This window comes from Rhodococcus sp. ABRD24 (assembly GCF_004328705.1).
Taxonomy (GTDB): Bacteria; Actinomycetota; Actinomycetes; order Mycobacteriales; family Mycobacteriaceae; genus Prescottella.
Genome location: NZ_CP035319.1, coordinates 3,032,921 through 3,056,245, shown reverse-complemented (window position 1 = coordinate 3,056,245; position 23,325 = coordinate 3,032,921). Strand labels below are relative to the sequence as shown.

Genomic DNA, 23,325 nt, shown 5'->3' with positions numbered 1-23,325 from the left:
ACAGTCATACCAGCGGCCGGCAGGTCAGCTCGCGGCTTCGCGCTCGGCCAGCCGGTCGGTGTCGGCGTCGGTCCATCCCGTCGGCGGAACGATCTTCGCCCACGCGACGGCGACCTCGGGTCCGTAACTGTGGCCGTAGCCGTCGGGCACGGCGTTGGAGAACGCCATGTCGATCGCGACCTGGAAGAACGTCACTCCGGGGATCCACTGCATCGCCGGATCGACGTCGCGTCCGCGTGGCTCGGACAGCCAGTCCGGCTTGTGCAGGATCAGGCGCGGCGACCACCACACGATCGGGTCCGACGCGTGCTGCAGGTACACCACCCGCGGGTCGGCCCACTGCGCCGGCAGGTCCAGATCGGACGGCCTGCTCGAGAACCGGACGGAGTGCCCCTCGTCGACGATCGGGAGGATCTCCGGCGAACCGGGGTCGCGGGAGTCGGTGATCCGCTGCCACTGCTCGCTGAAACTCGGGTTACCCACCCACAGTGCGCCGTCGGTGCGGGCGACCATGTCCTGCGCGCCGGTGAACGCGCTCTGACCACCGAACGCGCCGAGGCTCTCTCCGAAGACCACGAGTTTGGGGCGCTGTGCCTCGGGAAGTTGTGCCCACGCCGCGTGCACCGCCTCGAACAGGATCCGGCCGGCGTCCTTCGGTGTCTCCACATCGGTGAGGAAGGCGACCGGGCTGGGCAGGAACGAGTACTGCATGGCCGCGATCGCGGTATCGCCGTTCCACAGATACTCGAGGGAGTTCGCGGCGGACGGGTTGACCCAGCCCCGTCCGGTGGTAGTGGCCACCGCAAGCACTGCACGATCGAAGGCCCCGGTGCGGTCGAGTTCGGCGACGACGTTCTGCGCGACACCCTCGAGATCGTCGGCCGACGCCATACCCGCGTACGCGCGGATCGGCGTCTGCGCGGGCCGCGCGCTGAACTCGGTGAGCTGCTCGGCGGTGGGACCCGCCGCGACGAACTGGCGTCCCTCCTGGCCCAGGGTGTCCCACGCCTGCGTCGATGCGGGAGATCCGGAACGCTCCGGCGCGGTCGGCTGCTCGGTGCCGGGATGAGTGCCGTGGTCGGCCTCTGCGAACGCGTTGTTCGCCAACCGCAGGAAGCCTTGGTAGAGAGCATCGTTGGCAATAGTGAAGGATAGGAAGGCCACGAGCACGACGGCGACCGCGCGCGCGACCGGTGCCGGGACGAACCGGGAGCCGAACTTCGCCACGCGTCGCGTCCCAGCACGGAACAGTCGGCCGATCCCCAGCAGCAACATCGCCACCAGTACCGCGACCGTCAACACCAGCAGGTACAGCGAGCGCGGAGTCTCCTCGACCGCGACCAGCGAACGCACCGTCGCCTGCCATGACGACCCCAGGTACAGGAACAGTGGGACGACGATCACCGCGGCCACCGCCAACGCGAGCCACCCCCGGCGACGGGTCTGCGCCGACCACTGCGGATCGAACCCGATCTTACGGACGATCCACGCAACGACCACGCCCAGCGCGTAGCCGATCACGCACGAGACGCCTGTCGCGATGCCCTGGAAGTACCACGCGCGCGGCAGCAGTGACGGCGTCATCGAGAAGGCGAAGAACACCAGCGCCAGCGTCAGGCCGACGGCACTGAGTGAGCGGCCGTATCCGGTCACGGCCGCGATGAGACGCGGTCGCAGCGGCGGCTTCGCCGACGGCGACGCGACCGGCGGATCCTTCTGCTCGGGGTCGGACTGGACGTCGGGGGCGACTGGAATCGACACCGGCGAAGTGTAGACGGATCTCACAGTGGAGAGTTATCGCGTCAGGTCAACTTCACTGTGCGGCCGATGGGCAGGACCCGCTGCTGGTTGTCCACCCACTCCCGCATGACGATCATCTCCTCGCGGCGCTGCACCGAATCCCAGGTCGCCATCTCGATGTTTCCGACTAGGTTCTGGCTCTCCTTGACGACGCGATCACGCTTGGCCTGCACCACCCGGTCGCGGTATCGCTTGACGGAGATCCGCAGGTCCTGGATGGCGTCGATCTCGCTCTTGATGACCTCGATCGGGCGCATGACGTCCTCGTCGAGCTCGGCCGGATCCTCGATACCGGCCGCGACGAGCCGCTGCTTGAACAGGTGGATTCGGTAGACGTCGTTGTGAATCTTGCGGGCCACCTCGTCGAGCTGCGCGGGCGTGACGCGGATCGCCGCGACCTCCCCACCGGCCCACTCGAGGAACGCCTTGAACAGTTCCACCTCGGTGGTCAGGTACACCAGCAGCGCCACCTCGGTGAGCACCTTGGGGTCGTCGGGGTGCGGCCGCGTCTTCACGCTCAGCAGCTCACCCTTGACGAGCACCTCGTGCTTGGGGAACACCCGGTGCAGCAGATCGAGGTAGACCACGGGGCCCACCTTCTTACTGCGGATGCGCTTGATCCCGAGCTCGTAGTGGGCATTCCACTCGCCGCCGTCGTTGGGGATGTCGTACAGGAAGACCCGGATCGGATCCTGGTGCGAGTACGAGACGTCGGTGGCCGGGGCGACGGCGTCGACCTCCTCCGGTGCGTCGTCGGATGTCTCAACGACGAGGGGGGCCTCGAGGTCGTCGACGGCCTCGGGAACAGACGGCTCGGGAGCCGGAGATTCGGAGGCAGGAGGATCTGGCACTACGCCGGCCTTCCTGCGCCTACTGACAGTTGCCATCGCTAGTGAGCGGCCGCGTACGCCTTGAACACGTCACCGGAAATGCGTCCACGGGCCGAGACCGCGAAACCGTTGCGGCTGGCCCATTCGCGGATTTCCTGGGTGCTCGCGCCGCCGCCCGCGGGCTTCGCGGCGCGCACCGTCTGCCGTCCGCCGACCCGGGTCGCGTGACGGATGTAGTAGTCGAGCTTCCGGTGGAACTCGACGGCGTTCTTGTCGTTGAGGTCGATCGTGTACTCGACGCCGTTGACGGCGAATGTGATGGTCTCGCCACCAACGTCGATGGGCTCGCCATCAAGATCATCGACGAGCTCGACAACTACCTTCTTTGCCACGTGTATCTCCCAGGAGGATCGCCAGACAAGCCTCATAGGAGATTACGGGACAACCCCGCGCACAGGCCGATGCGGATCGGGGTTGCACATCGTCGGCCGTGACGATGAGGCCCGCCCGGTCCGCACCGAGTGCCGGTCAGCGGGCGTCGATACCGGTCTGCGCGTATTCCACGTCCTGCTCCGGCTGCGCACCGCCGACGATGACGCCGTCGACGATGACCGGCAGACCACCGGGCAGAGTCGTCAGGGACTGCTGAACCTGCGCATCGATCAGGTCGACGAACTACGAAGCACCATCGTCTCGGTCAGCGGCGCCGCCTCACTACGCGCCGGACTGATCGCCTCCGTGACGGAGGCTGGCGGATGGGCCGCCATCGTCGGGCTACCCCGCCTGAGCTTGCTCGCGGGCCGCGGAGATGGGTGCCGACCTCCGCAGGTGTGCGCTCGTGCCGAACCCGGGGCCGGATCCGGTCGCCGTGGCCGCGGCGCTGGTCGATGGCGTCGACTTCGTCCTCGTCTCGCTCGGCGGCGCCGACGTGTCCCCGAGCAGGGCCCGCGCCGTGACCGCGCGGGCTCGCCGCAACGGCACAGTTCTCGCGGTCATCAACGGTCGCTGGCCGACCGTCGATCTGCAGCTCAATGCCCGCGTGGCCGGCTACACCGGCGTCGGGAAGTGCTGGGGCCACAGCGGCGCCCGGACCGAGGAACTTTCGCGCCCGCTACGCCCTCGCCGAGCTCAAGGCCGAGGTCAACGCCCGTGAGAATTCCCCCGGAGCACTCGCGGACCGGGGTCACGACCTCGACCGTCGCCGCGCCGAGGGTCTGTATCCGAAGTGGCCTTTGGACCTGAACTCCACACGCGCACACGCAGAGAAGGAGAAAACCAGCCCGGCCGCGCTCGCCGAGTCGGTCCCGGAACGGATGGCCGCATACGCCGAACAGTGGAAGGCCGGCGAAGCCGACCGCGATAGCGGCCAACCCGGCGCGCGCATCCAATGGACCGACCGGGCCTGGCACTGGAGCGCCTGGGGCGCAGACGGCACCAAAGCCAGCGACTTCGAAGACCGCCGCGACGCTGCCCGCTACGCAGCCGAGACCGCTCTCAAACGGTTCGAGAAGGAACCGGCGGCCATGCCCACCGGGATCGAAGTCGCCCGTAGCGCCGGCGCCACTCTGGACGCGGGCCACCCGCACAATCTGCGGCAAACAGTCCACCGTGAAGTTCGAACGCGGCGATCAGCACCGGACAGAACCCGAGCCCGGTCGCGACACCGACCGCGGGCTGTAAGCAACCACCCGGAACGCTGCCCCTGGGTCCATGCCAGGCGAGGGGCAGCGTCACGTACTAGGTTCGATCGCCCGGTGGGCCGGGCATTTCGAAATGGTCCTGCACAGCGGAGCTGGCGTTGAACAGGCTTTGCCTGCTCCTAACCCATTGTGTCGCGCCATTCGTGATCGCCTCAGGATCAACCCCGCCATTCCGGGTCGGATGCAACTGGCGAAACAACTCTGGGTGCCCATCCTTGAAACGCATTTCCCCCGTCCGGCCGCTGACAGGAACCCGAGGCGCCGGCGCGTGGGTCGGATACGTCCGCCACCACCACAGATTCCGGCACCCCAAGCCACTTGCCCAGGCGAGGATGCCGATCGGCATCGGATCGAGTCGCTACGACATCGATCAGATCGATTCTCCCCCAAACCCGGTTCGTCACGCCAGCTTCAGACAACAGCTGATCAAGGTGGTCGGGGACAGACGACTCACTGAGCCTCGAAACTCCGCGACTCCATGAACGACCTGAACCTGGTTGGTAGCCTTGCGTTTCCGCCAGTCAGAAGCTCGCCGGGATGTCCAGAACCTCAATACCCGCCACACGCTGCAAGGCATCCCACAGATCGGGCCGGTCCGACAGTGCCGCGGAACCGAGAACCGTGAAGTCGGTTGGCGCAGTTGGTGCACTGGTCTGGTCCCCACCCGGGGCGAACAGCGCGAAGCAGGCATCCGCGTGTGCCATCTCGTGCCGTGCCCAATACCGGATGCCGTCATAGCCCGCATCGCGCAGCGCAAGGGCCCACTGCTGTGTGAGGGGATAGTCGATGGTCGTGGAGATCTCAGAGGTCATGCCGAACTGGATCGCGGCGTTCGATGTCATGTCCGCGACCTGGAGCTCTCTACTGACAGCCACCGTCGAGATCGATCGCTTGTTGATCTCGGGCCGCGGAATCAGTTGGATTCCGCCCCATGTCTCAAGCAGCGTGATCAGTTCCGCCTCAGCGGTGTAGCAGGTCCCGTGAGGACCGGGCAGGTCGAAGCGGCCGCCGCCGGTACCGAACCACCACGGAGCGAACTTGGACCCGTGAGTGCGGTACATGCGCGTTCCGGCTGGGAGAGCGACCACAGGAAACCGTCCCCGGAGTTCATCCGAGGACGGTGGCGGGCTCAGGTGCTGCTGGGCGCGCGATGCACTCATGCGACCAACCGTGCAGACGCCTGCTGCGCGAGCGTGACGACGTCACTCGTGTCCCCATCAACAAGGGCTTGCCGCGGGGTACGCCCACCCAGTTCGGGCTGCGGGCTCGACATCCACGAGGCGATAGTCCAGCCTTCGACGTCGGCATGCGCCCACGCCCCCAGAACGCCCTTGATCCCCAGGATCGGGACGTGCGGATCGGTGTCGGTCAAACCGCCTGACCAATAGCCCGCGGTCCCTTCAGCAGCCTTCAACTGCAGCACCCGATGCTCTCGGACAGCTTGGCTGAGGGCCTGCTTGCTCCAGCCGGTGACATGGAGGGCCTGCTTGTGGGTAAGGACCGCGCCGATGTGGTTCTCCCAGGCGCGGCGTGCCCTGAGGCTCGACAGCACGCTCTTCACCCCGGCGGCAACATACTTCGCATCGGCGGCGTCGAGAGGCTCCCCTGCCATACCGCTGGCATCCAGTTGGTCGTCGACAACCTTCTTCAGTGGAGTGCTCATGACTCCATAATCCTAGGTCAAGCAGGTCAAGTCAAGTAGGTCAAGCAACTTGCGTGGGTAGGCGAGATGCCACTGCGCACGCCGGCCACCCGTGATCCACCGCAGTCTCGGGTCGTTTGCGCCAACACCACGCTGATACGGCGGTCAAGCGCATAGGCCGCGGCGAAGACCACGTGAGCTGCGCGAACAGAACACCCGGCTCAAGCGACTGCTCGCCGAGGCCGAACTCGAGAAGGACGCCCTCCGCGAGGTGGCCAAGGGAAAACTCTGAGCCCGGACGCCACACGCCGCGCCGTCGACATGCTTCGAGGACGTGCTGAGCATGTCGGAACGGCTCGCGTGCAAAGCGGTCGGGCTCGCCCGCTCCACCTACTGGCTGCGGACGTACTCGAAGACGAATCCGTGCCACGGGTTCCGGCGTACCTGGGCGGCGTTGCGGTTCGACGAACACCAGGGCGTGAACAAGAAGACGGTGCATCGCCTGTGGAAGGAGGAGGGCCTGCAGCGGCGGGTCCACAGCGCCCGCACACGTGTCGGCTGCTCGTCGTACCCGACGACCCCGGCCGATGCGCCGAAGGTGTTGTGGGCCCTGGACTTCCAGTTCGATTCCACTGTCGACGGCAAGTCGGTGAAGATCGCGTCGCTGCTCGATGAACCTCCCCCACGCACTTCGTGCAGGACGGTACCCCCACCCGGCAGTCGCTGTTGAACATCGTCGAGCGGTCGATCACCGCCGAGCGGCTCACCCGCGAGTTGGAGGCGTGTTTCGCTGCAGCGGGCGGTCCGCCGATGGCCCTGCGGATGGACAACGGGTCGGAGTTCATTTACCAAGCGCTGCAATCATTTTGCGCCGCACAGGTGGGGCTGTCGTACATCCGTCCGGGTACGCCGTGGAACAACGGCTACATCGAAACGTTCAACAACCGCCTACGACGGGAGTGCCTGAACCGGAACCACTGGACGAACCTGCTCGAGGCCCGCGTCGTCATCGGCGACTTCAAGCACGAGCACAACACCCGTCACCGTCACTCGAGCCTGGGCTACCTGACCCCGGTCGAGTACGCTGCCCGATGCAGCCACAGGCACCACCCCGTGGCCTGCGCGATCAACTGAGATCGGTATCAATCACAACCTGGCTCCAGAACCAGCTGGACCGACTTTCGGGGACCTGCCGAAGCGTCGGAGATCGGCTCCGGATCGTCGTAGTCGTTATCGTCCCCGGCGCCGGCAAGTAGCAGTTCAGCAAGCGCTGGACTGGCGCTGTAGCGGCGGATCGAGTCTCGGACGGTGTCGGCATAATCGGCTTCCACCACCAGCATTTCTTGATCAGCACAGGCCGGTTCGCAGGGAACGACACGATGGCTCTGTCCTTGGGTAGCGTCGCGAGATCATCGTCCGTCAAGATCGACCGCTCCTGCCAGCTCTGTGACCTGTTTCCACCGCCGCGGCCGCCGAAGTGGCTGTACTGGCCCGGAAGCAACTCGAGTATCACCGTGTTGGTCGCCTCGTCGAGTACCGCGACCCACCAACAGATCGTGTCCCCGCGCATCGACGACGGCGACGCTTACACTGCTGCCGTCCCGCCGAGCGGCGTCGAGCGCCGCATCCACGGCGATCCTCGCGGTTGCGTGATCGAGCCGTTCCTGCCTGCCATCGAAAACCCCTCTGCGTTGACTGTTGCCACCGACTCGATTCGTCAGCGTGATACTTCTGCGTCGACGAGCGTCACACCAGCCTCGTCGGGCCAGCGGTAGCAGTTCAACTCGGGTCGGTTCGGCCTCCTGCAGGCGTAGGCTCTCACTTTCAACGTGGTCGTGACGTCGAGGGCGCAGTCGCGCCGGCGACTACCCGTCGAAAGGGCTTCACCACATGGCCGTACTGGTGGGTTACGCGACGGCCAATGGGTCGACTCGCGGTGTAGCTGAGGCCATTACAGCATCGATCAAGCGGTCCGGTGAGGACGTGGACATTCGCCCGCTGGGCGAGACGACATCGGTAGCCGGCTATCGGGCATGCGTGTTCGGAAGCGCGATCCACAACGGACAGTGGCTCACCGAGGCCAGTGAGGCGATCGAGCGACTGAGCACGGATCTGCGCGGACGAACTGTTTGGGCGTTTTCGGTGTCCTCGGTGGGAACGACCAGCACGTTTCTGTCGCCACTTCTGGCGCGGGGTTTGCGCCGGGCGACTCCCGAACCCCGTGCCGTAGCGACACTGCGATCAACGGCACGCGTGCGCGATCATCGCTTTTTCGCCGGGGCGATCGCTCCTGGCGATTGGCCCGGGACTGGCCGAATCGTGTTTCGGATGATGGGTGGTCACTACGGTGATGCTCGCGACTGGCACGACATCGACAACTGGGCCGCTGACATCTGCGCCAACCTGTGAAACTCCAACTGTCCCCTACGGATCAACGGAGTTGTCCACCTTCGCTTCTGGATGAGTCCGATCTGATGCGGGATCAGAGGAAGACTGACCCGAATGAAGGTCCCGCCGAGTTCGGCGGGGCCTGCACGTTCGGTCGGTCAGTACCAGACGGCGACGCCGCCGTGGCCTGAGCAAGTTCCCCTTCGGCTCTGGCTGTAGCTGAAAGTGCCGTCCTTGCACTTCGCTGATGCCCCGGACGCGTCTGAGCCAGGCGACTTAATGCAGTTGCCCGCGGAGTTCTCGTAGTAGCCGTCGCCGCAGCCCCAACCGCCGCCGCTCGTTCTACCACCTGTACCAGATGGCGCGGGAGCCGGAGCGGGAGCGGGCGACGGAGCGGGTGCAGGTGCGGGTGCGGGTGCGACAACGGCCGGCGCAGGCGGGGCAACCAGAGGCGCCACCAATGCGCCCGCAGATGGAATCGAAGTCGGCGCAGGCGCAACACTTGTCGTTGTAGGTCGCGCCTCGACCGTCGTCGTGGCAGTAGTAGTCGTTGGTCGCTCAGTAGTCGTGGTAGTCGATGTCGCGGTAGGTGTGAGCGACCGCGTGACTCGGACCTGCTCAGACTCCGGAGATTCCGGGGAGGGAGCGAGCGTGCCACCGATGATCATCAAACCGACGGCGCCCGCGGTGACCGCAGCGGCTGGCTTGCGGCCCGTGATTCGGGCCCACCCAAGACGACCCCTGAACAGCGCGATGACGCCAATAATCAGCGCAACGACGCCCACGAGGCTGAAGAATCCGGACAAGGTGACTCCCCCAAAAGATGTGCGATTGGCCCGCAACATCTAAACACGAAGTCGACCGCCCGGTTTGCGAGATCACCCGAATGCTTCTAGACCAAACACCTCAGCACCCGCCAGCGAGCTGCAGCTCCCATCGCAAACAGTCGAGCGCCTCACGCACCCCGCTGAGGAGGTGTAGGCGGGAGCGCTCAGTCGGCATACAGCCGCATCGCTTGCGGTATCCGCAGGGGCGAACGTGAAGACAACCCAGAAGATGCTCGGACACCCGTCCGCGACCATGACCCTCGATGTCTGCACGGACCTGTTCGACGGTGACCTGACTGCGGTGGCCGACACACTCGATGCAGCTGTGGAGAATCAACATGTGGGCAAAAAGTTGCCCCTCACCTGCACAGCAGGTGAGGGGCATTTGGCGGTGGCGGAGGGATTTGAACCCTCGGACGGGGGTTACCCGTCACACGCTTTCGAGGCGTGCTCCTTAGGCCGCTCGGACACGCCACCGCCGAAAACTTTACCGGACGTCAGCCATATGGCCGAATCGCCAGGTCAGGGTCATTTTCCGGTGAGCTTGTCCTTGATCGTCGAGGCGGCGTCCTTGACCTTCTCACCCGCGTCCTTGACGGCGGATTCGACCTGGTCGCCCTTGCCCTCGTTCTTCAGCTCGTCGTCACCGGTCGCCTTGCCGGCGGTTTCCTTGGCCTTGCCGCCGAGGTCCTGAGCCTTGTTCTGAGCCTTGTCTGCGATTCCCATGAGCACTCCTCCGTGAATCTGCGTAGGTCTTGCGGTTCCGGTGCCACATGAGCACCTGTCTCCACGACACCACGATCGGCGGAACTCTGCCGGGGAACTCCCCGGCTCACCGCCAGGAAAGTCTGCGTTATCGCAGTTCAGAGGCGCTAACGCTGGTCCTGAAAGAAATTCTCGAGAAGGCCCGCACATTCGCCCTCGAGGACCCCGCCGCGCACCTGTGGGCGGTGGGTGAGCCGACGATCCCGGACCACATCCCACAACGAGCCGACCGCACCGGTCTTCGGTTCCCACGCCCCGAACACGACCCGGCCGACGCGTGCGAGAACCAGCGCGCCGGCGCACATGGTGCAGGGCTCGAGGGTCACCGCGAGGGTCGCGCCCTCGAGCCGCCAGCCGTCGCCGTGAACCCTGGCGGCGGCGCGCAGGGCGAGAATCTCGGCGTGCGCCGTGGGGTCGCCGGACGCCTCGCGGGCGTTCGCTGCACGCGCCAGCTCCACGCCGGCCGCGTCGAACACCACCGCGCCCACCGGTACATCCGCATCGGAGGCGGCGGCGGCCGCGGCAAGCGCGGCACGGACCATCCGCTCGTCGTCCCGCAGGGTCACGCCGAACTACCCGATGTCAGCGGGGCAGCTTGTCGAGTTCAGCCGACAACTCCGCCTCGAAGCCGCAGCGCTGGGCGACCATCGTCAGCTGCTCGTCCGGATACAGGTCGGTCTCGGCGAGAATCACCCCGAGTACGGCGTCCGGCAGCCCCAAGTCGGCGAGCACCCCGAGGTCGCCTTCTTCCCACGGTTCGACGTCGTCGAGCTCGTCGGGATCGATGTCGGGGATGTCGACGTTGAGCGCCTCGAGCACGTCCGCCGCGATGTCGTAGTCAATGGCCGCGGTGGCGTCGGAGATCAGCAGTCGAGTGCCGGTCGGTGCGGGACGGACGATGACGAAGAACTCGTCGTCGACGTCGAGCAGACCGAACACGGCACCGGAACTGCGCAGCTCCAGCAGCTCCTTTTCGGCGGTGCGCAGACTCGTCAGCGCACCCTCGCTCAACGGACCGCATTTCCAGCGGCCTTCCTCACGGACGACGGCGATGCCGAAGCCGGTCAGGTCCTCCATCGAACCTGCGGAGGCGCTGATGTTGTTCGCGCGCTGTGCACCCATGCGCGCAACGGTAGCCCGCGCAGTGCCTCCATAAGAAGTCCAGGCGTAAATGTGCCAACCTGTTCGGGTGGCTGACTCCGTTTCCGCACCTCCCATCTGCGTTCTCGGCCTCGGTCTGATCGGTGGATCGCTACTTCGTGCGGCCGTCGCCGCGGGCCGGGAGGGCTGGGGCTGGAACCGCTCCGCTCCCACCGTGGACGCCGCTCTCGCCGACGGATTCGATGCCGGAACCGACCTGGCCGCGGTGCTCCGCCGGGCCGCCGCTGCGCGGGCGCTGATCGTGGTCGCGGTGCCGATGCCGGCCGTCGATGCGACCCTCGCCGCGATCGCCGAGCACGCACCCGACAGCCCCGTCACCGACGTCGTCAGTGTCAAGGTCGAAGTGGCCGCTGCGGTCGCCCGGCACGGCCTCCAGGACCGGTTCGTGGGCGGGCACCCGATGGCGGGGACATCGGAATCCGGGTGGGTGGCCGGCGACGCCGACTTGTTCCGCGACGCGGTGTGGGTGGTGAGCGCCGACGACGGCGTGGACCCGGCCATCTGGGCGCAGGTGGCGCGGCTGGCGCTGGACTGCGGCTCGGTGGTGGTTCCGGCGGAGTCCGCCGAGCACGACGCCGCCGTGGCCCGCATTTCGCACCTGCCGCACGTCCTGGCGGAGGCGCTCGCGCTGTCCGGCGCTGCCGGTGGCGACCTGGCGCTGGGCCTGGCCGCCGGTTCGTTCCGCGACGGCACCCGCGTTGCATCGACCGCGCCGCAGCTGGTGCGGGCGATGTGCGAGGGCAACCGTGCCGCCCTGCTGACCTCTCTGGACGAGACTCTCGAGGTCTTGAATCGGGCTCGCACCGAGCTGGCAGGCCAGGGCACGCTCATTGAGCTGGTGGAATCCGGGCACGACGCCCGCCTGCGCTACGAGCAGCGCGAGCGCTGGACCATCACCGACATCCCCCCCGGCTCCGAGAACTGGCTCGAACGAATGCGGGACGCCGGACGCCGCGGCGGGGTGTTGCGGCCATGAGCACGCCCACGCTGCGCGACGTCGCGGGTCTGCTCGCCAAGAAGGAGATGACCGCCACCGAGCATGTACGGGCCACTCTCCACGCGCTCGACGGACTGCTCGACACGCCGTGGGCGAACCTAGTGGCCGCCCGCGACGACGCTGCGGCGTTGGAGGCGGCCGCGCGCGCCGACGCCGAGATGGCCGACGGGAACTGGATCGGCCCACTGCACGGCATCGCGGTCGCGGTGAAGGACAACATCGATGTCGCGGGGATGCCGCCGCGGTGCGGCAGCGCGGTCCTCGCCGACGTCCCGCCAGCCGAGTCCGATGCCCGCATCGTCGCCCGGCTACGTGAGGCCGGCGCGATCATCGTCGCCAAGACGCACCTGCACGAGTTCGCGTACGGTCCGACGGGCGCGGTCAACGCGTCCGGCCCGGCCGCGCACCCGGTTGACCCGGCGCTGATCACGGGCGGCTCGTCATCCGGGTCGGCGGCCCTGGTTGCGAGGGGCGTCGTCCCACTCGCTCTGGGCACCGATACCGGTTGCAGCACACGCACTCCCGCCGCCCTGTGCGGCGTGGTCGGCTTCAAGCCGAGCTTCGACGCCTTGCCGACCGGCGGCGTGTTCCCGCTGTCGACCACGTTCGACCACGTCGGCTTGCTGGCGGCCGACGTTCTCGATGTCTCGTTGGCATGGGGTGCGATCCCCGGCGTCGCACACGTGCGCACCCCGGTGGCAGGGCTGAGGGTGGGCCGGCTGCGCGGGGAGAACTGGGATGTCGCCGATGCCGCGATCGCGGCCGCAGTGGATGCGGCGTGCCAGGCGCTGGCCGACGCGGGCGCCGAGGTGATCGACGTGGAGCTGCCCGAGACGCCGCAACTCCTGGCCGCGTACCCGATCATCACCGGCTCGGAGGCGTACGAGACGCACCGGGGCTGGTTCGAGTCCGTGCCGGAGCTCTACCAGCCACCGACCGCCGCGCTGCTGGCGGCACAGAAGGACCGCCCCGCCGTCGAGTACCTGCACGCGCTGCGCACGGTGGAACGGCTTCGCCGCCAAGCACTCTCCCGCCTGCGCGGCAGCCTGGGCCTGAACGCACTGATCACCGCCACCACTCCCCTGCGTGCCGTCACCCAGGAACAAGCCCTCTCAGCCGACCCTGCCGTTGCCCGAACCCCGCTGCTGCGCATGTGCAGTCCCTTCAATGCGCTCGGGATCCCCGCGATCTCGGCGCCCGTCACGATCGACGTAGGCGCGCCGGTCGGCGTCCAGCTGATCGGTCTGCCCACCACCGCGGGCGGGCACGGGTCGCATCCTGCCGAGTCCACCGCTCTCGCCTGTGCACTGACGGTGGGCTGACCGCGCATTCGCAGGATCAGGTGAGCTGCAGCGTCGTCACACAGGTCGGATCGTCGTCGTATGTGGAGATCGCCGACGTAACCGAGCGGCCGCCGCTTTCGAGTGTGACGGTCGCGTCGACAGCTCTCGGCAGCCAGAGTCCGAAGAACCCGTTGTCGTTGGTGCGGAGCATGCGATCGACGAGCACGGCGCCGTTCGCGCGGTCGGTGACCGAGACCCGGATGTCCTCGTTCTGCATCTCGCCGAGACACGTCGTCAGGCTGTGAAAGTAGCACTCGTGAGTCTGCGTGGCATAGGGGGCGATCGAGACGTAGAACTGCTCGTCAGGTAGCGCCAAGGACGCCGTGGCGCCGCTGCCGTCGGAGAGCTCGACCGTACGCGACCTGACCGATGCGAGCAGATCCGCGGGCCGATCGTCGACCGGCATGGTGTCGAGCCGGGTGATCACCTCGCGGGCGTCGAGACCGTCGAGGCCGTGCTGTTCGAGCAGCTCCCCGGCTGTGACCGGCGCCGGTTCGTCGCGTTCGGTTGTGGCGGTCGTGCCGCATCCGGCGAGGAGCGCCGCCCCAGCCACGGCACAGACAAGAGTCTTGACTATCTTCGCGAACTGGTTGTACGCCATGCGTCGACAGTAGCGTGACAGCTACGGGGTAAGGGTATCCGACCCATTCGCGCAGACAGGACGCGAGAGACCCCTCGACAAGGCGCTGGCGCGAACGACTCGACGATACGGTGCTCCCGCCCGGCAGGCAGACGCGTCAGATCCGCTCCGCGAGCCCCGGGTAGTCGAGGACGAACCCGTCCGCATCGACGGTGATCGACGAACTCGATACCGGAGAGAGGACGTGGATGCCATCGGCGCCGCTGCTGTAGGTCAGCGACGCCTCCTGTACTGCCAGGTCGGGCAGATTCACGTAGACAACGGGGACCTGGAGGTCCTCGGACTCGTGCTGCAGCCCGAAGCGCCGGATCGGCAGCGTGTTGAAGAACGGGCTCAGCACCACATCGACGTCCTTCGCCCCGGCGAACGTGGACCGCAGGTGGGTAGTGCCGGTCTCGACCATCCAGGCGCCCTCCTCGTCCCGGCTGATCGACATCTGCCGCTCGCCGGATGTCAGCGCGGTACGCAGGGACAGTCGTCGAGTGACGCCGTTCTCGTCCGTGACGAGGTCATATGATGCGCTGAACGCGGGGTGTTCGGGGCACTCGCCGCCGATGATGCGTCCGGTCGCCTTGATTCGGTTTCCGTTCAACTGCACCCGCACCGATTCCATGCGGGGCGCGCCGTGTGCGCGCCACGTCAGGACGGCGGGCCAGGGCGACGCGGCGCTCGCGGACGGCCGGGGTACGCCGGGGACGGGGTTGCTCACGGTCTCTACGGTAGGCGACGAAGCCCGTCCAGGCGTGGACCGTGGGTGGGATTGGTTCGCACGGGTCGTCATTCGGACAATTCGGCGCGTCCCTCGGCGCGCTCGAGCACCGCGATGCGACGCGAGAACACCACCAGGGCACTCAACCCGACCGCGACGTTGATGAGCGCACCGAACTCCTCGGCGACGAAGTTGAAGACCTCGGTCAGCAGGATCGTCACGAGCGCCGCGGCCCGCAGCATCCGCACCGGCCAGATCCCTCCGCCGCGCAGTCGAGCGATCGCGACCCCGCACAGCGCGAACGCGACGATCGAGCCACACATCTGGCCGATCGTGGTGATGTCGGTGCCGGTGCCGCCCTCGAGATCCTCGGCCATCGTGAGGACAGCGTTGACCAGGCCGGCAGTGGAGAACAGCGCAAGCGCGACCGCGGCGATCCACAGGGCGCGGGTGCCGTCGAACACCTGCGACAGGTGCTCACGGAACCACGCGCCGACGTTGTCGAGGCGTCCGGTCCGGCGGGGCGCACACCGCGACAACAGGTTCTCGACGCTCGCGATCGCCGTGGGATCGGCGCCATCGGCCGCGGCCCGGCGCAACTGCCGGTGGGCCTGGGCGAGCCGGTTCGGCGTGAGGCCGTGGCCCAGTCCGTCGGCGGCGGCCGTGGCGGCGTTGACGAGGTCTTCGGCGGCAGTCTGCTGCCGGGAGTCATGAATCCAGCGGTTGACCAGCAGCAACGCCACGATGACCACGTACATGATCGCGACCGCGGGCTGGAAGAAGTAGTCGTTCGTCTTCGTCACGAACTTGCCGACCTCGTCAAGGAACAGCCCGAACCCGATGCCGCCGGCCACCACCGCGACCATCCGTGGCAGGTCGCCGAGGAACGAGAACACAACCACCAGGGCGATCACCAGGCCGAGCCCGCCCCACAGCGAATGCGCGATGTGCAGCGTCGCGCCGCCGATCTGCGGGTATCCGGTCGCGTGCAGATACGCACGGGTCACCAGGATCGTGAGGATTCCGATGACGACGAAGGCCTCGACCAGCGCACCGGCCTGCGCATCACGCAGCAGCCTCGGGTTGCGTGTCTTGGACGGGTGTTCGGTGGATGCGGTCGCGGTCACCATGCGGCACAAACCCTTTCGGCAGGTGTCGGCGGCGGGTGCCGCGAACTGGGGGCTGAGGACTCTTTACTTTCCCCCGTGGTGGCCGCAAGGTTGAGGTGTTCCACCCGGATGCAAAGACGAGTCCGAACCAGATTGCTGTAAGCAGAGATTTGGAGGATAGGACATGACCGAAGGTTGGGGACGCATGGACAGCCCCTTCGACGACATTTTCGCGAGGTTCTTCGGATCGGGGTTGTCATCTCAGCCCCCGGTCCAACGCGTCGATCTGGGTCGGCTCCTCAACGACGACGCTCGGCGGCTGATCGCCGTCGCGCGAGATGCGGCGAGCGAGTGGGGCAACACCGAGATCACGCCCGAGCATCTGCTGTACGCAGCTGCTCAGAACGACCCGACGCGCGGCGTCCTGAGCAGCATCAATCTCGATCCCGACGAGGTGGCCGCGAAGATGGCGGCCCATCTCGAGAAGCACGCCTCACCACAGGCCGCGTCCGGGTCCCCGGGTCTGAGCCCGTCCGCCAAGCGCGCGCTGCGCACAGCGCAGCAGCAGGCGAGCGAGTCGGGACGCAGCTACATCGGACCCGAGCACATCCTGATCGGCATCGCCGCAAACTCCGAGAGTCCAGCAGGCAAGGCGCTGCTCGGGGCCACCATCGAGGACGAGAAGACGAAGTCCCCGCCGAGCTCGACACCGACGCTCGACGAGTACGGCCGCGACCTCACCGCCGAGGCCCGCGCCGGGAACATCGACCCGGTCGTGGGACGCGCGCAGGAGGTGGAGCAGACCATCGAGATTCTGTCCCGCCGTCGCAAGAACAACCCGGTGCTGATCGGCGATCCGGGCGTCGGCAAGACCGCAATTGTCGAGGGCTTGGCGCAGCGCATCGTCAATGGTGACGTACCGTCCACGCTGACGGACCGCCGCGTCGTCGCGCTGGATGTCGGCTCGCTCGTGGCGGGCACGAAGTACCGCGGCGAGTTCGAGGAGCGACTGACGAAGATCCTCGACGAGGTCAAAGCGCACTCCGACGAGCTCGTCCTGTTCATCGACGAACTACACACCATCGTCGGGGCCGGAGCCGGCGGCGAGGGCGCGATGGATGCCGGAAATCTCCTCAAACCGGCGTTGGCCCGCGGCGAACTGCACGCGATCGGCGCCACCACGATCGACGAGTACCGCAAGCACATCGAGAAGGACGCCGCACTCGAGCGCCGCTTCCAGCCGGTGCTGGTCGCGGAGCCGTCCGTCGACGACACCATCGAGATCCTGCGCGGTCTCGTCGACAGTTACGAGGCGCACCACCAGGTGCACTACACCGACGAGGCACTCGTGGCGGCGGCGGAACTGTCCGACCGGTACATCACCGACAGGTTCATGCCGGACAAGGCAATCGACCTCGTAGACCAAGCGGGCGCCCGCGTCCGGTTGCGCACCCGAACCCCCGATTTCGACACCCGCGCCGCAGAGGAGGAACTGTCCCGACTCAAGCGGGAGAAGGACTCCGCGGTCGGCGCGGAGGACTACGAACGCGCCAACGATCTCAAACGGCAGATCACCGAGGCCCAGGAGCGACTGGGCGCGACTCCCGACGAAACCACACCGGAGGTCACCGTCCTCGACATCGCACACGTGGTGTCCAGGCAGACCGGGATTCCGGTAGCAGATCTGACCGCCGAGGAACGCGAGCGGCTGATGAAGCTCGAGGATGTGCTGCACCACCGCGTGATCGGACAGGCGGAGGCCGTCACCGCGGTGGCCGAGGCGGTGCGCCGATCCCGGGCCGGGCTGTCCGATCCCAACCGCCCGATCGGATCGTTCATGTTTCTCGGCCCCACCGGTGTCGGAAAGACCGAGACCGCGAAGGCCTTGGCGGAGGCCGTGTTCGGCGATGAGGACCGGATGATCCGGTTCGACATGAGCGAGTTCCAGGAGAAGCACACCGTCTCCCGACTCGTCGGCGCGCCGCCCGGCTACGTCGGCTACGAGGAGGCCGGACAGCTCACCGACAAGGTCCGCCGGCAACCGTACTCCGTGGTGTTGTTCGACGAGGTCGAGAAGGCGCACCCGGACGTGTTCAACGTCCTGCTACAGCTGCTCGACGACGGCCGGGTCACGGACGCGCAGGGCCGCACCGTCGACTTCAAGAACACCATCGTGATCCTCACCAGCAACATCGGCTCCGATCTGATCCTCGGCGCCAAGAGCGAGGACGTCGATGAGCTGGCCGCAACGCTGATGGAGCGGCTGCGGGCGCACTTCCGGCCCGAGTTCCTCAACCGGATCGACGAGACCATCGTCTTCCACCGGCTGGACCAGACCGAACTGCGGCAGATCATCGAGCTCATCCTCGACGGCACCCGCCGTCAGCTGCACGCACAGAAAGTGACGCTCGACATCACCGAGGACGCCGTCGACTGGCTCGCCGCGAAGGGCTACCAGCCTGAGTTCGGGGCGCGGCCGCTGCGCCGCACCATCCAGAAGGAGCTCGACAACCGGCTCGCCGGGCTGCTGCTGTCGGGACAGCTCGAGCCGCACGACTCGGTGCGCGTGTCGGTGGACGGCGCCGGACTCGAACTCGGCGTGGTACATCGGGGCGGCAAGGAGGGTTCGCTGCCGACCGAGCCGGAAACTGCGTCAACGGACGCCTGATTGCGGCTTCTCACTGCGAATGCCCCGGTTGTCACACGGCCGGGGCATTCGTCTCTGTGTCACTCCCGAAGAAGATTGCGGGCCGCCTCCACGCCCTTGCCGACGCCGAGACCGAGCAGCCCCGATGCGACCACGTCGACGTCGACGGCCAGTTCACTGTAGGTCCATCGCCGACCGGACCCGCGATCGACCAGCGCGTCGCGGTCATGGTGCGCCGCGACCGTACGGTCGAAGCTGTCGCCGATGGTGTCGTCCAACATGGGCAGTTCACTTGTGGCGGAGGAATGGCTGGGCTGAATCAGCGCCCCAGAGCTTGTCATGCTTTCGAGTACTCCTCGGTAAGGGTTGAAGAGACGGCAAAGGCCGTCAGCTATCGCCTGTCCACCGGGCCAAGATCGACTCGACGTCGTCATCGCCCGGCGGGGCGATGTGTCGCGCGCCCGGAAAGTCTTGCGCCGGAAGGGTGTAGGTTCCGCGCTCGACGAGGCGCCGGATGTTGCCACGGTAGATCTCGTCGGCCTCCGCGTGCCGGACCGGTTCCTGTTCGAGCCACAGATTGGCCGGATGGATCGGCCGGTCGTACATCCGACGGAACAGTTCGGTGCGAACGTCCTTGAGCCAGTTCGAGTTCAGGTTCATCATCCGGAACTGGCGTAGCGCCTCGATGTCGATGATCCCCGCGACCACGCTGTTCGCGCCCGAGACAGTGTGCCCGATCACCGTGCCGAGGTAGTCGACGACGTGCGAGTTGCCGCCACCGACGTCGAACGGGTGCTCCACGTCCGGGGACGTGTACACCGGGCCCACGTTCGGGCAGAGCATGTAGACCCCGTTGAACTGGGCGTGCGCCCGGTTCTGCAGCAGCCAGGTTCCGCCCGGTTCGGGACCCCACTGGGTCATCGGCACGGCCTCACTGGGCCGATACACCACCTCGGCCCCGTTGAAGGCGAGGGCGCGCACCGCCTCCGGGTACTCACCGTCGCTGCAGCAGATGGTGCCGATGTTTCCGATGTCCGGCGTGCGGAGGACAGGATAGAAGGCGTCGATCCCGTCCCCGAATAGCTCGACCCAGCGGTCGTAGACATCGTGCGGGGTACACGAGTGTTCTCGGCACCACACGTGATTCTTCGCGGCTCTGTGCACGATCTCGCCCTGCGGCGAGATCACCACCATCATGTTGAAGAACCGGTCGTCGACGATCTCGGGCCAGCGGGCCTTGCACTGGACGACGATGTACGTCTCGTACAGCCGGGCGAGGGCGGCGAGCCGATCGGTCTCCGGGCCGGGAATGTCGATGAAGAGCTCGCGTGCACAACGGGCGTGCGGGAGGTCGAAGACCTCGTCGGTGAACCCTGTGAGCGCGCCCTCCGCCAGCGCGATGAGCTTGACCGGCAAATTGATCCCGACGATGGATGCCGCACCGTGGATGGCTTCCTCGATGGTGTCGAGGTTGCGGGCGATGTGCTTGCGGGAGCCGATGCCGTGCACGATCGTCGACAGCCCGACGGCCATGTACGGTGCGATCGGACGCGAGTTCCCTGCGGCGGCGGTCTCGGTCATTCGACGCCGCACCAATCGATCGCCGCGAATGCGTACGTCTTTGCCGCGCAGATGATCTCATCGATCGAACACCGCTCGTCGACAGCATGCGCCATGCTGAGGCTGCCCGGTCCGAGCCCGACGGTCGGGATGCCGGCGCGCGAGAGCCAGGTCAGATCGGTCGCCGACGGGAACGGCATCACGTCGGGTTCCCCGGCGAGCCGCGTGTGCGCGGCGGCCCGGGTGCGGGCACCCGCGACGGTCAGGCAGAACGGGTGGTCACCGTCGGTGCGGCCGCCCGGGTAGTGCATCTGCCAGGTGATCGCCGGCGGATGAGACCGCATCCACGGGTCACGCTGGGCCGCGCTCGCCACCGCACTCTCGATCTCACCCTGGATGTCGGACAGTTCGGCCGCGGGCGGGTAGAAGACCGCGTACTCGAGGGCCATCTCGTCGGGGATGAATGCGACGTTGCGGCTGCCGCCCGCGCCACCGTCGATCACGTCGAGTCCGATGGTGAACTGACCGGGCGTGAACAACGGATCGATCTTGGTGCTCACCCAGTCGGATTCGAGTCGGCGCAACGCCTCGTGCACTGCGAGACCCGAGTCGATGGCGCTCGAGGCCACCGACTGGTCGCTGCGCTCGGCGAGCATCCGGGAGCGCATCGATGCGTGTGCCGCCTTGCCGGTCACGTCGATGCGGAAGACGAGGACTCCCGGGGTGGCCGGCATGACCGTCAGGGGTTCAGCGGCGCCGGTCGGCTCCGCCACGATCGCGGCGTCGCCGAGGTAGCCGCGCGCGAGGACAGCGGAGGTGCCCATGTGGTGCTCGAGGTTCTCCTCGCCCGCCACCGCCTGCAGGATCAGATCACCGCGCAGCCGGATGCCCGCCTCCCGCAGCGCGCGGGCCGCGAATGCCTGGGCCACCAGCCCGCTCTTCATGTCCACCGAGCCGCGGCCCCACAGGTGGTCGTCGGCGACGACAGCGGTGAACGGATCGTGGGTCCACGCAGCTGCGTTGTCGGCGGGCACCACGTCGACGTGGCCGTTGAACACCAGTGAGCGGCCGCCGCCGCTGCCCGCGACAACGCCGACGGCGTTGTCGCGGCCCGAAGCCTCGCCGAACAACTCCACCTCGGCCCCCGCCTCGCGGTAGACGTGGGCCAGCAGCTGCGAAACCGCGGTCTCCCCGCCGACCAGATCGTCGTAGTCCTGGTCTGCGTAGGTCGGGTTGACGCTCCGGATGCCGATGGCGGTCGACAGCGTGGCCAGGAGTTCGTCGCGCAGGTCGTCGATCCGGGCACTGACCAGGTTCGCTGCGGTGTCGTTCATGTTGTCCACTTTGCTCGTGTTGTTCACAGCGCCACCAGCGTCGACTCGTCGGAAGGCGAGGAGAGGTCGCCGCTGTCGTGCACGGTGCGTCCGCCCAGCATGGTCCGGAGCACCTTCGTGTCCGCGAGATCGTCGATGTCGCAACGCAGCGGGTCGCGGTCGACGATGAGGACGTCCGCTTGGTTACCGGGGGCGAGCGAGCCCACATCCGACCATCCGAGGATCTTCGCTGCGCCGGTGGTCCACATCGACAGCGCCTCGGCGCGGGTCAGCACCTGGTCCGGCCCGTCGTTGCGATGGTCGCAGCCGGCGAAGCGGTGCGTCTGCGCGAGCTCGATCTGTTCCCAGGGGTTCTTGGGACCCCAGTCGGTGCCGCCGCCGAGGTCGAGCCCGGCGTCGACCAACCGCTTCAGCGGTTCCAGGTCGCGCCAGACCTGCTCGCCCATCCGCTCGCCGTACATCTTGCCCTTGCCCCAGGCGAATCCGGCCGAGGTCGTGACCTGGAAGCCCAGATCTGCGTACCGGCGCACCTGGGCGGGCGTGATGGTGATGGCATGCTGCAGGATCCAGTTCCTATCGCGGAAGTCGTACTCGCACGCCACCTGCTCAGCGATGTCGAGGAACTCGTCATGCTCGCGGAACGCGCCCATGCACATGTTCGCGCGGATGCCGCGCTCCGCGCAGAACCGGACGAACGCCTCTTCCTTCTCGGTCGAGAGGAACCGGACGCCGCGGGTCTGTCGCCCGAACGGATTCAGATGCGCCTTGTAGGTGGCGAAGTAGCCGGAGAAACACGGCCCACCCGGGCTCATCGTCATCCCGTTGACGCGCAGCATGTCGTCGTCGAGGTCCATGGCATCACGTGCGAAACATTCGAGACGCTCGGTGAATTCGTCGAGGGTCAGCGGATCGAACGGATAGAAGATAACCGACTCGATGTCGAAGGTCGCCATGACGCGCAGGGTGAGCGCGTTGCTCGCCCGCAGGTGACGGTAGAGAGCGATGTGCTCGGGTTCCATCGCGTGACCCTCGTAGACCGTGGTCACACCCTGGGCCGTGAACCGTGCCATCTCGGCCAGCGTGCCAGCGGCGGCGTTCTCGAGGTTCGGCGGCGGCAGCTTCATCAGAATCTGACCCCAGAACGGGTCGTACGTGTAGTAGTTGGTGACCGGGCCCCTCAGGATTCCGGTGAGGTCACCCGTCTCGTCCTTCTCCAGGTCCACATCGCAGACCCGGTCCGGGATGAAAGCCGTCAGTCCCACGGCACGCAGCCCGGCACTGTTGAACGCCACCACGTTCGGCATCTTCGGTGCCCACGCCTGGATCATCACCGGATGCGCGTCGGTCGCGCGGTCGAGGGTCCACCGGTCGGGGAGGCGCCGTTCGAGCAGATCCTGCTCCGAGCGACGGATGAAATAGTGCGGTTCACCGACCGGGGTGCACATGATCCACTCGCCGGGCGGTGTGATCGCGGCCCTGGCCCGGATCCGCTTTACGATGTCGGCGTGGTCCACGGCGTCGGTGAGGTCGACGAGCCCGCCGGCGAGGGTACCGAAGTGCATCACATGCGGGTGCGTGTCGATCAGGCCGGGCATCACGGTACCGCCCTCGGCGTCGATGTGTTTTGCGCCCGGACCGGCCAGGCTCGTCATCTCGTCGGTACGCCCTGCCGCGAGCACCCGGCCGTCCGACAGCACCAGCGCCTCGGCCTCCGGAACCGCAGGGTCGAATGTGAGCACTCGCCCGCCGGTGACAATCGTGTTGGTCATCGCTACCTCCGCTCCCGACCGGTCCACCCGGCCTGGCATCTGCGAAGCTATGCCGCCGGTCACACTCCGGCATCAACCCAAGGGATGAGATCCGCTCGGCATCT

24 protein-coding genes, 1 tRNA gene and 2 pseudogenes are annotated in these 23,325 nt (G+C 67.1%); 9 read left to right on the top strand and 18 right to left on the bottom strand.

The window, feature by feature from the left end; all coding sequences use genetic code 11:
- Positions 1 to 24: 24 nt before the first annotated feature.
- From ERC79_RS13485 to ERC79_RS13475, 3 genes are all read right to left on the bottom strand, one after another.
- Positions 25 to 1,653, bottom strand: a complete 1,629-nt coding sequence (locus ERC79_RS13485) for an alpha/beta-hydrolase family protein (protein WP_242676887.1) — start codon at positions 1,651 to 1,653, stop codon at positions 25 to 27.
- Positions 1,654 to 1,802: 149 nt separating this feature from the next.
- Positions 1,803 to 2,651: a hypothetical protein gene (locus ERC79_RS13480; RefSeq protein WP_242676560.1), complete on the bottom strand. Its 849-nt coding sequence runs from the start codon at positions 2,649 to 2,651 to the stop codon at positions 1,803 to 1,805.
- Positions 2,652 to 2,689: 38 nt separating this feature from the next.
- Positions 2,690 to 3,022, bottom strand: coding sequence for an Lsr2 family protein (locus ERC79_RS13475; RefSeq protein ID WP_131578880.1), 333 nt, complete (start codon positions 3,020 to 3,022; stop codon positions 2,690 to 2,692).
- Between the two features lie 446 nt (positions 3,023 to 3,468).
- Between ERC79_RS13475 and ERC79_RS13470 the strand changes: the two genes are divergently transcribed.
- On the top strand, positions 3,469 to 3,783 hold the full coding sequence (locus tag ERC79_RS13470; RefSeq protein ID WP_131578878.1) for a hypothetical protein: 315 nt from the start codon (positions 3,469 to 3,471) through the stop codon (positions 3,781 to 3,783).
- A 1,068-nt stretch (positions 3,784 to 4,851) separates the two neighbouring features.
- Here ERC79_RS13470 and ERC79_RS13465 read toward each other — a convergent pair.
- Both ERC79_RS13465 and ERC79_RS13460 read right to left on the bottom strand, forming a co-directional pair.
- Positions 4,852 to 5,490: an RES family NAD+ phosphorylase gene (locus ERC79_RS13465; protein ID WP_207390321.1), complete on the bottom strand. Its 639-nt coding sequence runs from the start codon at positions 5,488 to 5,490 to the stop codon at positions 4,852 to 4,854.
- A complete protein-coding gene (locus tag ERC79_RS13460; RefSeq protein WP_131578876.1) occupies positions 5,487 to 5,993 on the bottom strand; it encodes a hypothetical protein in 507 nt (168 codons plus the stop codon). The genes ERC79_RS13465 and ERC79_RS13460 overlap by 4 nt, the downstream gene beginning before the upstream one ends.
- A 322-nt stretch (positions 5,994 to 6,315) precedes the next feature.
- Here ERC79_RS13460 and ERC79_RS13455 point away from each other — a divergent pair, with 322 nt between their 5' ends.
- Entirely contained in the window at positions 6,316 to 6,702 is a 387-nt protein-coding gene (locus ERC79_RS13455) for an IS3 family transposase (RefSeq protein WP_165497119.1), read from the top strand.
- Positions 6,666 to 7,106, top strand: a complete 441-nt coding sequence (locus ERC79_RS13450) for an integrase core domain-containing protein (protein ID WP_131578872.1) — start codon at positions 6,666 to 6,668, stop codon at positions 7,104 to 7,106. Before ERC79_RS13455 ends, ERC79_RS13450 begins: the two co-directional genes overlap by 37 nt.
- Before the next feature lie 8 nt (positions 7,107 to 7,114).
- Here ERC79_RS13450 and ERC79_RS13445 read toward each other — a convergent pair whose 3' ends face one another.
- On the bottom strand, positions 7,115 to 7,312 hold the full coding sequence (locus ERC79_RS13445; RefSeq protein ID WP_131578870.1) for a hypothetical protein: 198 nt from the start codon (positions 7,310 to 7,312) through the stop codon (positions 7,115 to 7,117).
- Between the two features lie 39 nt (positions 7,313 to 7,351).
- Between ERC79_RS13445 and ERC79_RS13440 the strand changes: the two genes are divergently transcribed.
- Together ERC79_RS13440 and ERC79_RS13435 are read left to right on the top strand one after the other, a co-directional pair.
- Positions 7,352 to 7,747 carry a hypothetical protein gene (locus ERC79_RS13440; RefSeq protein ID WP_131578868.1) on the top strand — a complete coding sequence of 132 codons (396 nt, stop codon included), beginning with the start codon at positions 7,352 to 7,354 and terminating at the stop codon, positions 7,745 to 7,747.
- A gap of 115 nt (positions 7,748 to 7,862) precedes the next feature.
- A complete protein-coding gene (locus ERC79_RS13435) occupies positions 7,863 to 8,381 on the top strand; it encodes a flavodoxin domain-containing protein (protein WP_131578866.1) in 519 nt (172 codons plus the stop codon).
- Between the two features lie 137 nt (positions 8,382 to 8,518).
- Here ERC79_RS13435 and ERC79_RS13430 read toward each other — a convergent pair whose 3' ends face one another.
- Complete coding sequence (locus tag ERC79_RS13430) at positions 8,519 to 9,028, bottom strand: DUF3761 domain-containing protein (RefSeq protein WP_207390521.1); 510 nt, start codon at positions 9,026 to 9,028, stop codon at positions 8,519 to 8,521.
- Between the two features lie 328 nt (positions 9,029 to 9,356).
- Between ERC79_RS13430 and ERC79_RS23500 the strand changes: the two are divergent.
- A pseudogene (locus ERC79_RS23500) lies at positions 9,357 to 9,515 on the top strand (site-specific integrase); the annotation flags it as partial.
- Between the two features lie 58 nt (positions 9,516 to 9,573).
- On the opposite strand, the gene ERC79_RS13420 reads toward ERC79_RS23500, so the two are convergent.
- The 4 genes from ERC79_RS13420 to ERC79_RS13405 all read right to left on the bottom strand — a co-directional run bounded on the left by ERC79_RS13420 (position 9,574) and on the right by ERC79_RS13405 (position 11,074).
- Positions 9,574 to 9,664, bottom strand: a tRNA-Ser gene (locus ERC79_RS13420).
- A 51-nt stretch (positions 9,665 to 9,715) separates the two neighbouring features.
- Positions 9,716 to 9,913 (bottom strand): CsbD family protein, encoded by a 198-nt coding sequence (locus ERC79_RS13415; protein ID WP_131578862.1) that lies wholly within the window; start codon positions 9,911 to 9,913, stop codon positions 9,716 to 9,718.
- Positions 9,914 to 10,059: 146 nt separating this feature from the next.
- A complete protein-coding gene (locus ERC79_RS13410; RefSeq protein WP_131578860.1) occupies positions 10,060 to 10,518 on the bottom strand; it encodes a nucleoside deaminase in 459 nt (152 codons plus the stop codon).
- Positions 10,519 to 10,534: 16 nt separating this feature from the next.
- On the bottom strand, positions 10,535 to 11,074 hold the full coding sequence (locus ERC79_RS13405; RefSeq protein WP_131578857.1) for a tRNA adenosine deaminase-associated protein: 540 nt from the start codon (positions 11,072 to 11,074) through the stop codon (positions 10,535 to 10,537).
- Between the two features lie 49 nt (positions 11,075 to 11,123).
- Here ERC79_RS13405 and ERC79_RS13400 point away from each other — a divergent pair, with 49 nt between their 5' ends.
- Both ERC79_RS13400 and ERC79_RS13395 read left to right on the top strand, forming a co-directional pair.
- Complete coding sequence (locus ERC79_RS13400; protein ID WP_131578855.1) at positions 11,124 to 12,089, top strand: prephenate dehydrogenase; 966 nt, start codon at positions 11,124 to 11,126, stop codon at positions 12,087 to 12,089.
- Positions 12,086 to 13,432, top strand: coding sequence for an amidase (locus ERC79_RS13395; RefSeq protein WP_131578853.1), 1,347 nt, complete (start codon positions 12,086 to 12,088; stop codon positions 13,430 to 13,432). Before ERC79_RS13400 ends, ERC79_RS13395 begins: the two co-directional genes overlap by 4 nt.
- A gap of 16 nt (positions 13,433 to 13,448) precedes the next feature.
- Here ERC79_RS13395 and ERC79_RS13390 read toward each other — a convergent pair whose 3' ends face one another.
- The 3 genes from ERC79_RS13390 to ERC79_RS13380 all read right to left on the bottom strand — a co-directional run bounded on the left by ERC79_RS13390 (position 13,449) and on the right by ERC79_RS13380 (position 15,932).
- Positions 13,449 to 14,054, bottom strand: a complete 606-nt coding sequence (locus ERC79_RS13390; protein WP_131578851.1) for a CueP family metal-binding protein — start codon at positions 14,052 to 14,054, stop codon at positions 13,449 to 13,451.
- A 136-nt stretch (positions 14,055 to 14,190) separates the two neighbouring features.
- Positions 14,191 to 14,706, bottom strand: coding sequence for a putative glycolipid-binding domain-containing protein (locus ERC79_RS13385; RefSeq protein WP_242676886.1), 516 nt, complete (start codon positions 14,704 to 14,706; stop codon positions 14,191 to 14,193).
- A gap of 164 nt (positions 14,707 to 14,870) precedes the next feature.
- A complete protein-coding gene (locus tag ERC79_RS13380; protein ID WP_131578846.1) occupies positions 14,871 to 15,932 on the bottom strand; it encodes a hypothetical protein in 1,062 nt (353 codons plus the stop codon).
- A gap of 163 nt (positions 15,933 to 16,095) precedes the next feature.
- On the opposite strand from ERC79_RS13380, the gene ERC79_RS13375 reads away from it, so the two are divergent.
- Positions 16,096 to 18,579: an ATP-dependent Clp protease ATP-binding subunit gene (locus tag ERC79_RS13375; protein ID WP_131578844.1), complete on the top strand. Its 2,484-nt coding sequence runs from the start codon at positions 16,096 to 16,098 to the stop codon at positions 18,577 to 18,579.
- Between the two features lie 92 nt (positions 18,580 to 18,671).
- On the opposite strand, the pseudogene ERC79_RS13370 reads toward ERC79_RS13375, so the two are convergent.
- From ERC79_RS13370 to ERC79_RS13355, 4 genes and pseudogenes are all read right to left on the bottom strand, one after another.
- Positions 18,672 to 18,899 (bottom strand): annotated as a pseudogene (locus ERC79_RS13370) (AMP-binding protein); the annotation flags it as partial.
- A gap of 46 nt (positions 18,900 to 18,945) precedes the next feature.
- The gene (locus ERC79_RS13365) at positions 18,946 to 20,139 is read right to left on the bottom strand and encodes a nitrilase-related carbon-nitrogen hydrolase (protein ID WP_131578840.1); all 1,194 of its coding nucleotides are present in this window, start codon (positions 20,137 to 20,139) and stop codon (positions 18,946 to 18,948) included.
- Complete coding sequence (locus ERC79_RS13360) at positions 20,136 to 21,452, bottom strand: ArgE/DapE family deacylase (RefSeq protein ID WP_131578838.1); 1,317 nt, start codon at positions 21,450 to 21,452, stop codon at positions 20,136 to 20,138. Before ERC79_RS13360 ends, ERC79_RS13365 begins: the two co-directional genes overlap by 4 nt.
- Positions 21,453 to 21,475: 23 nt before the next feature.
- Positions 21,476 to 23,221 (bottom strand): amidohydrolase family protein, encoded by a 1,746-nt coding sequence (locus ERC79_RS13355; protein WP_165497118.1) that lies wholly within the window; start codon positions 23,219 to 23,221, stop codon positions 21,476 to 21,478.
- Positions 23,222 to 23,325 lie beyond the last annotated feature (104 nt).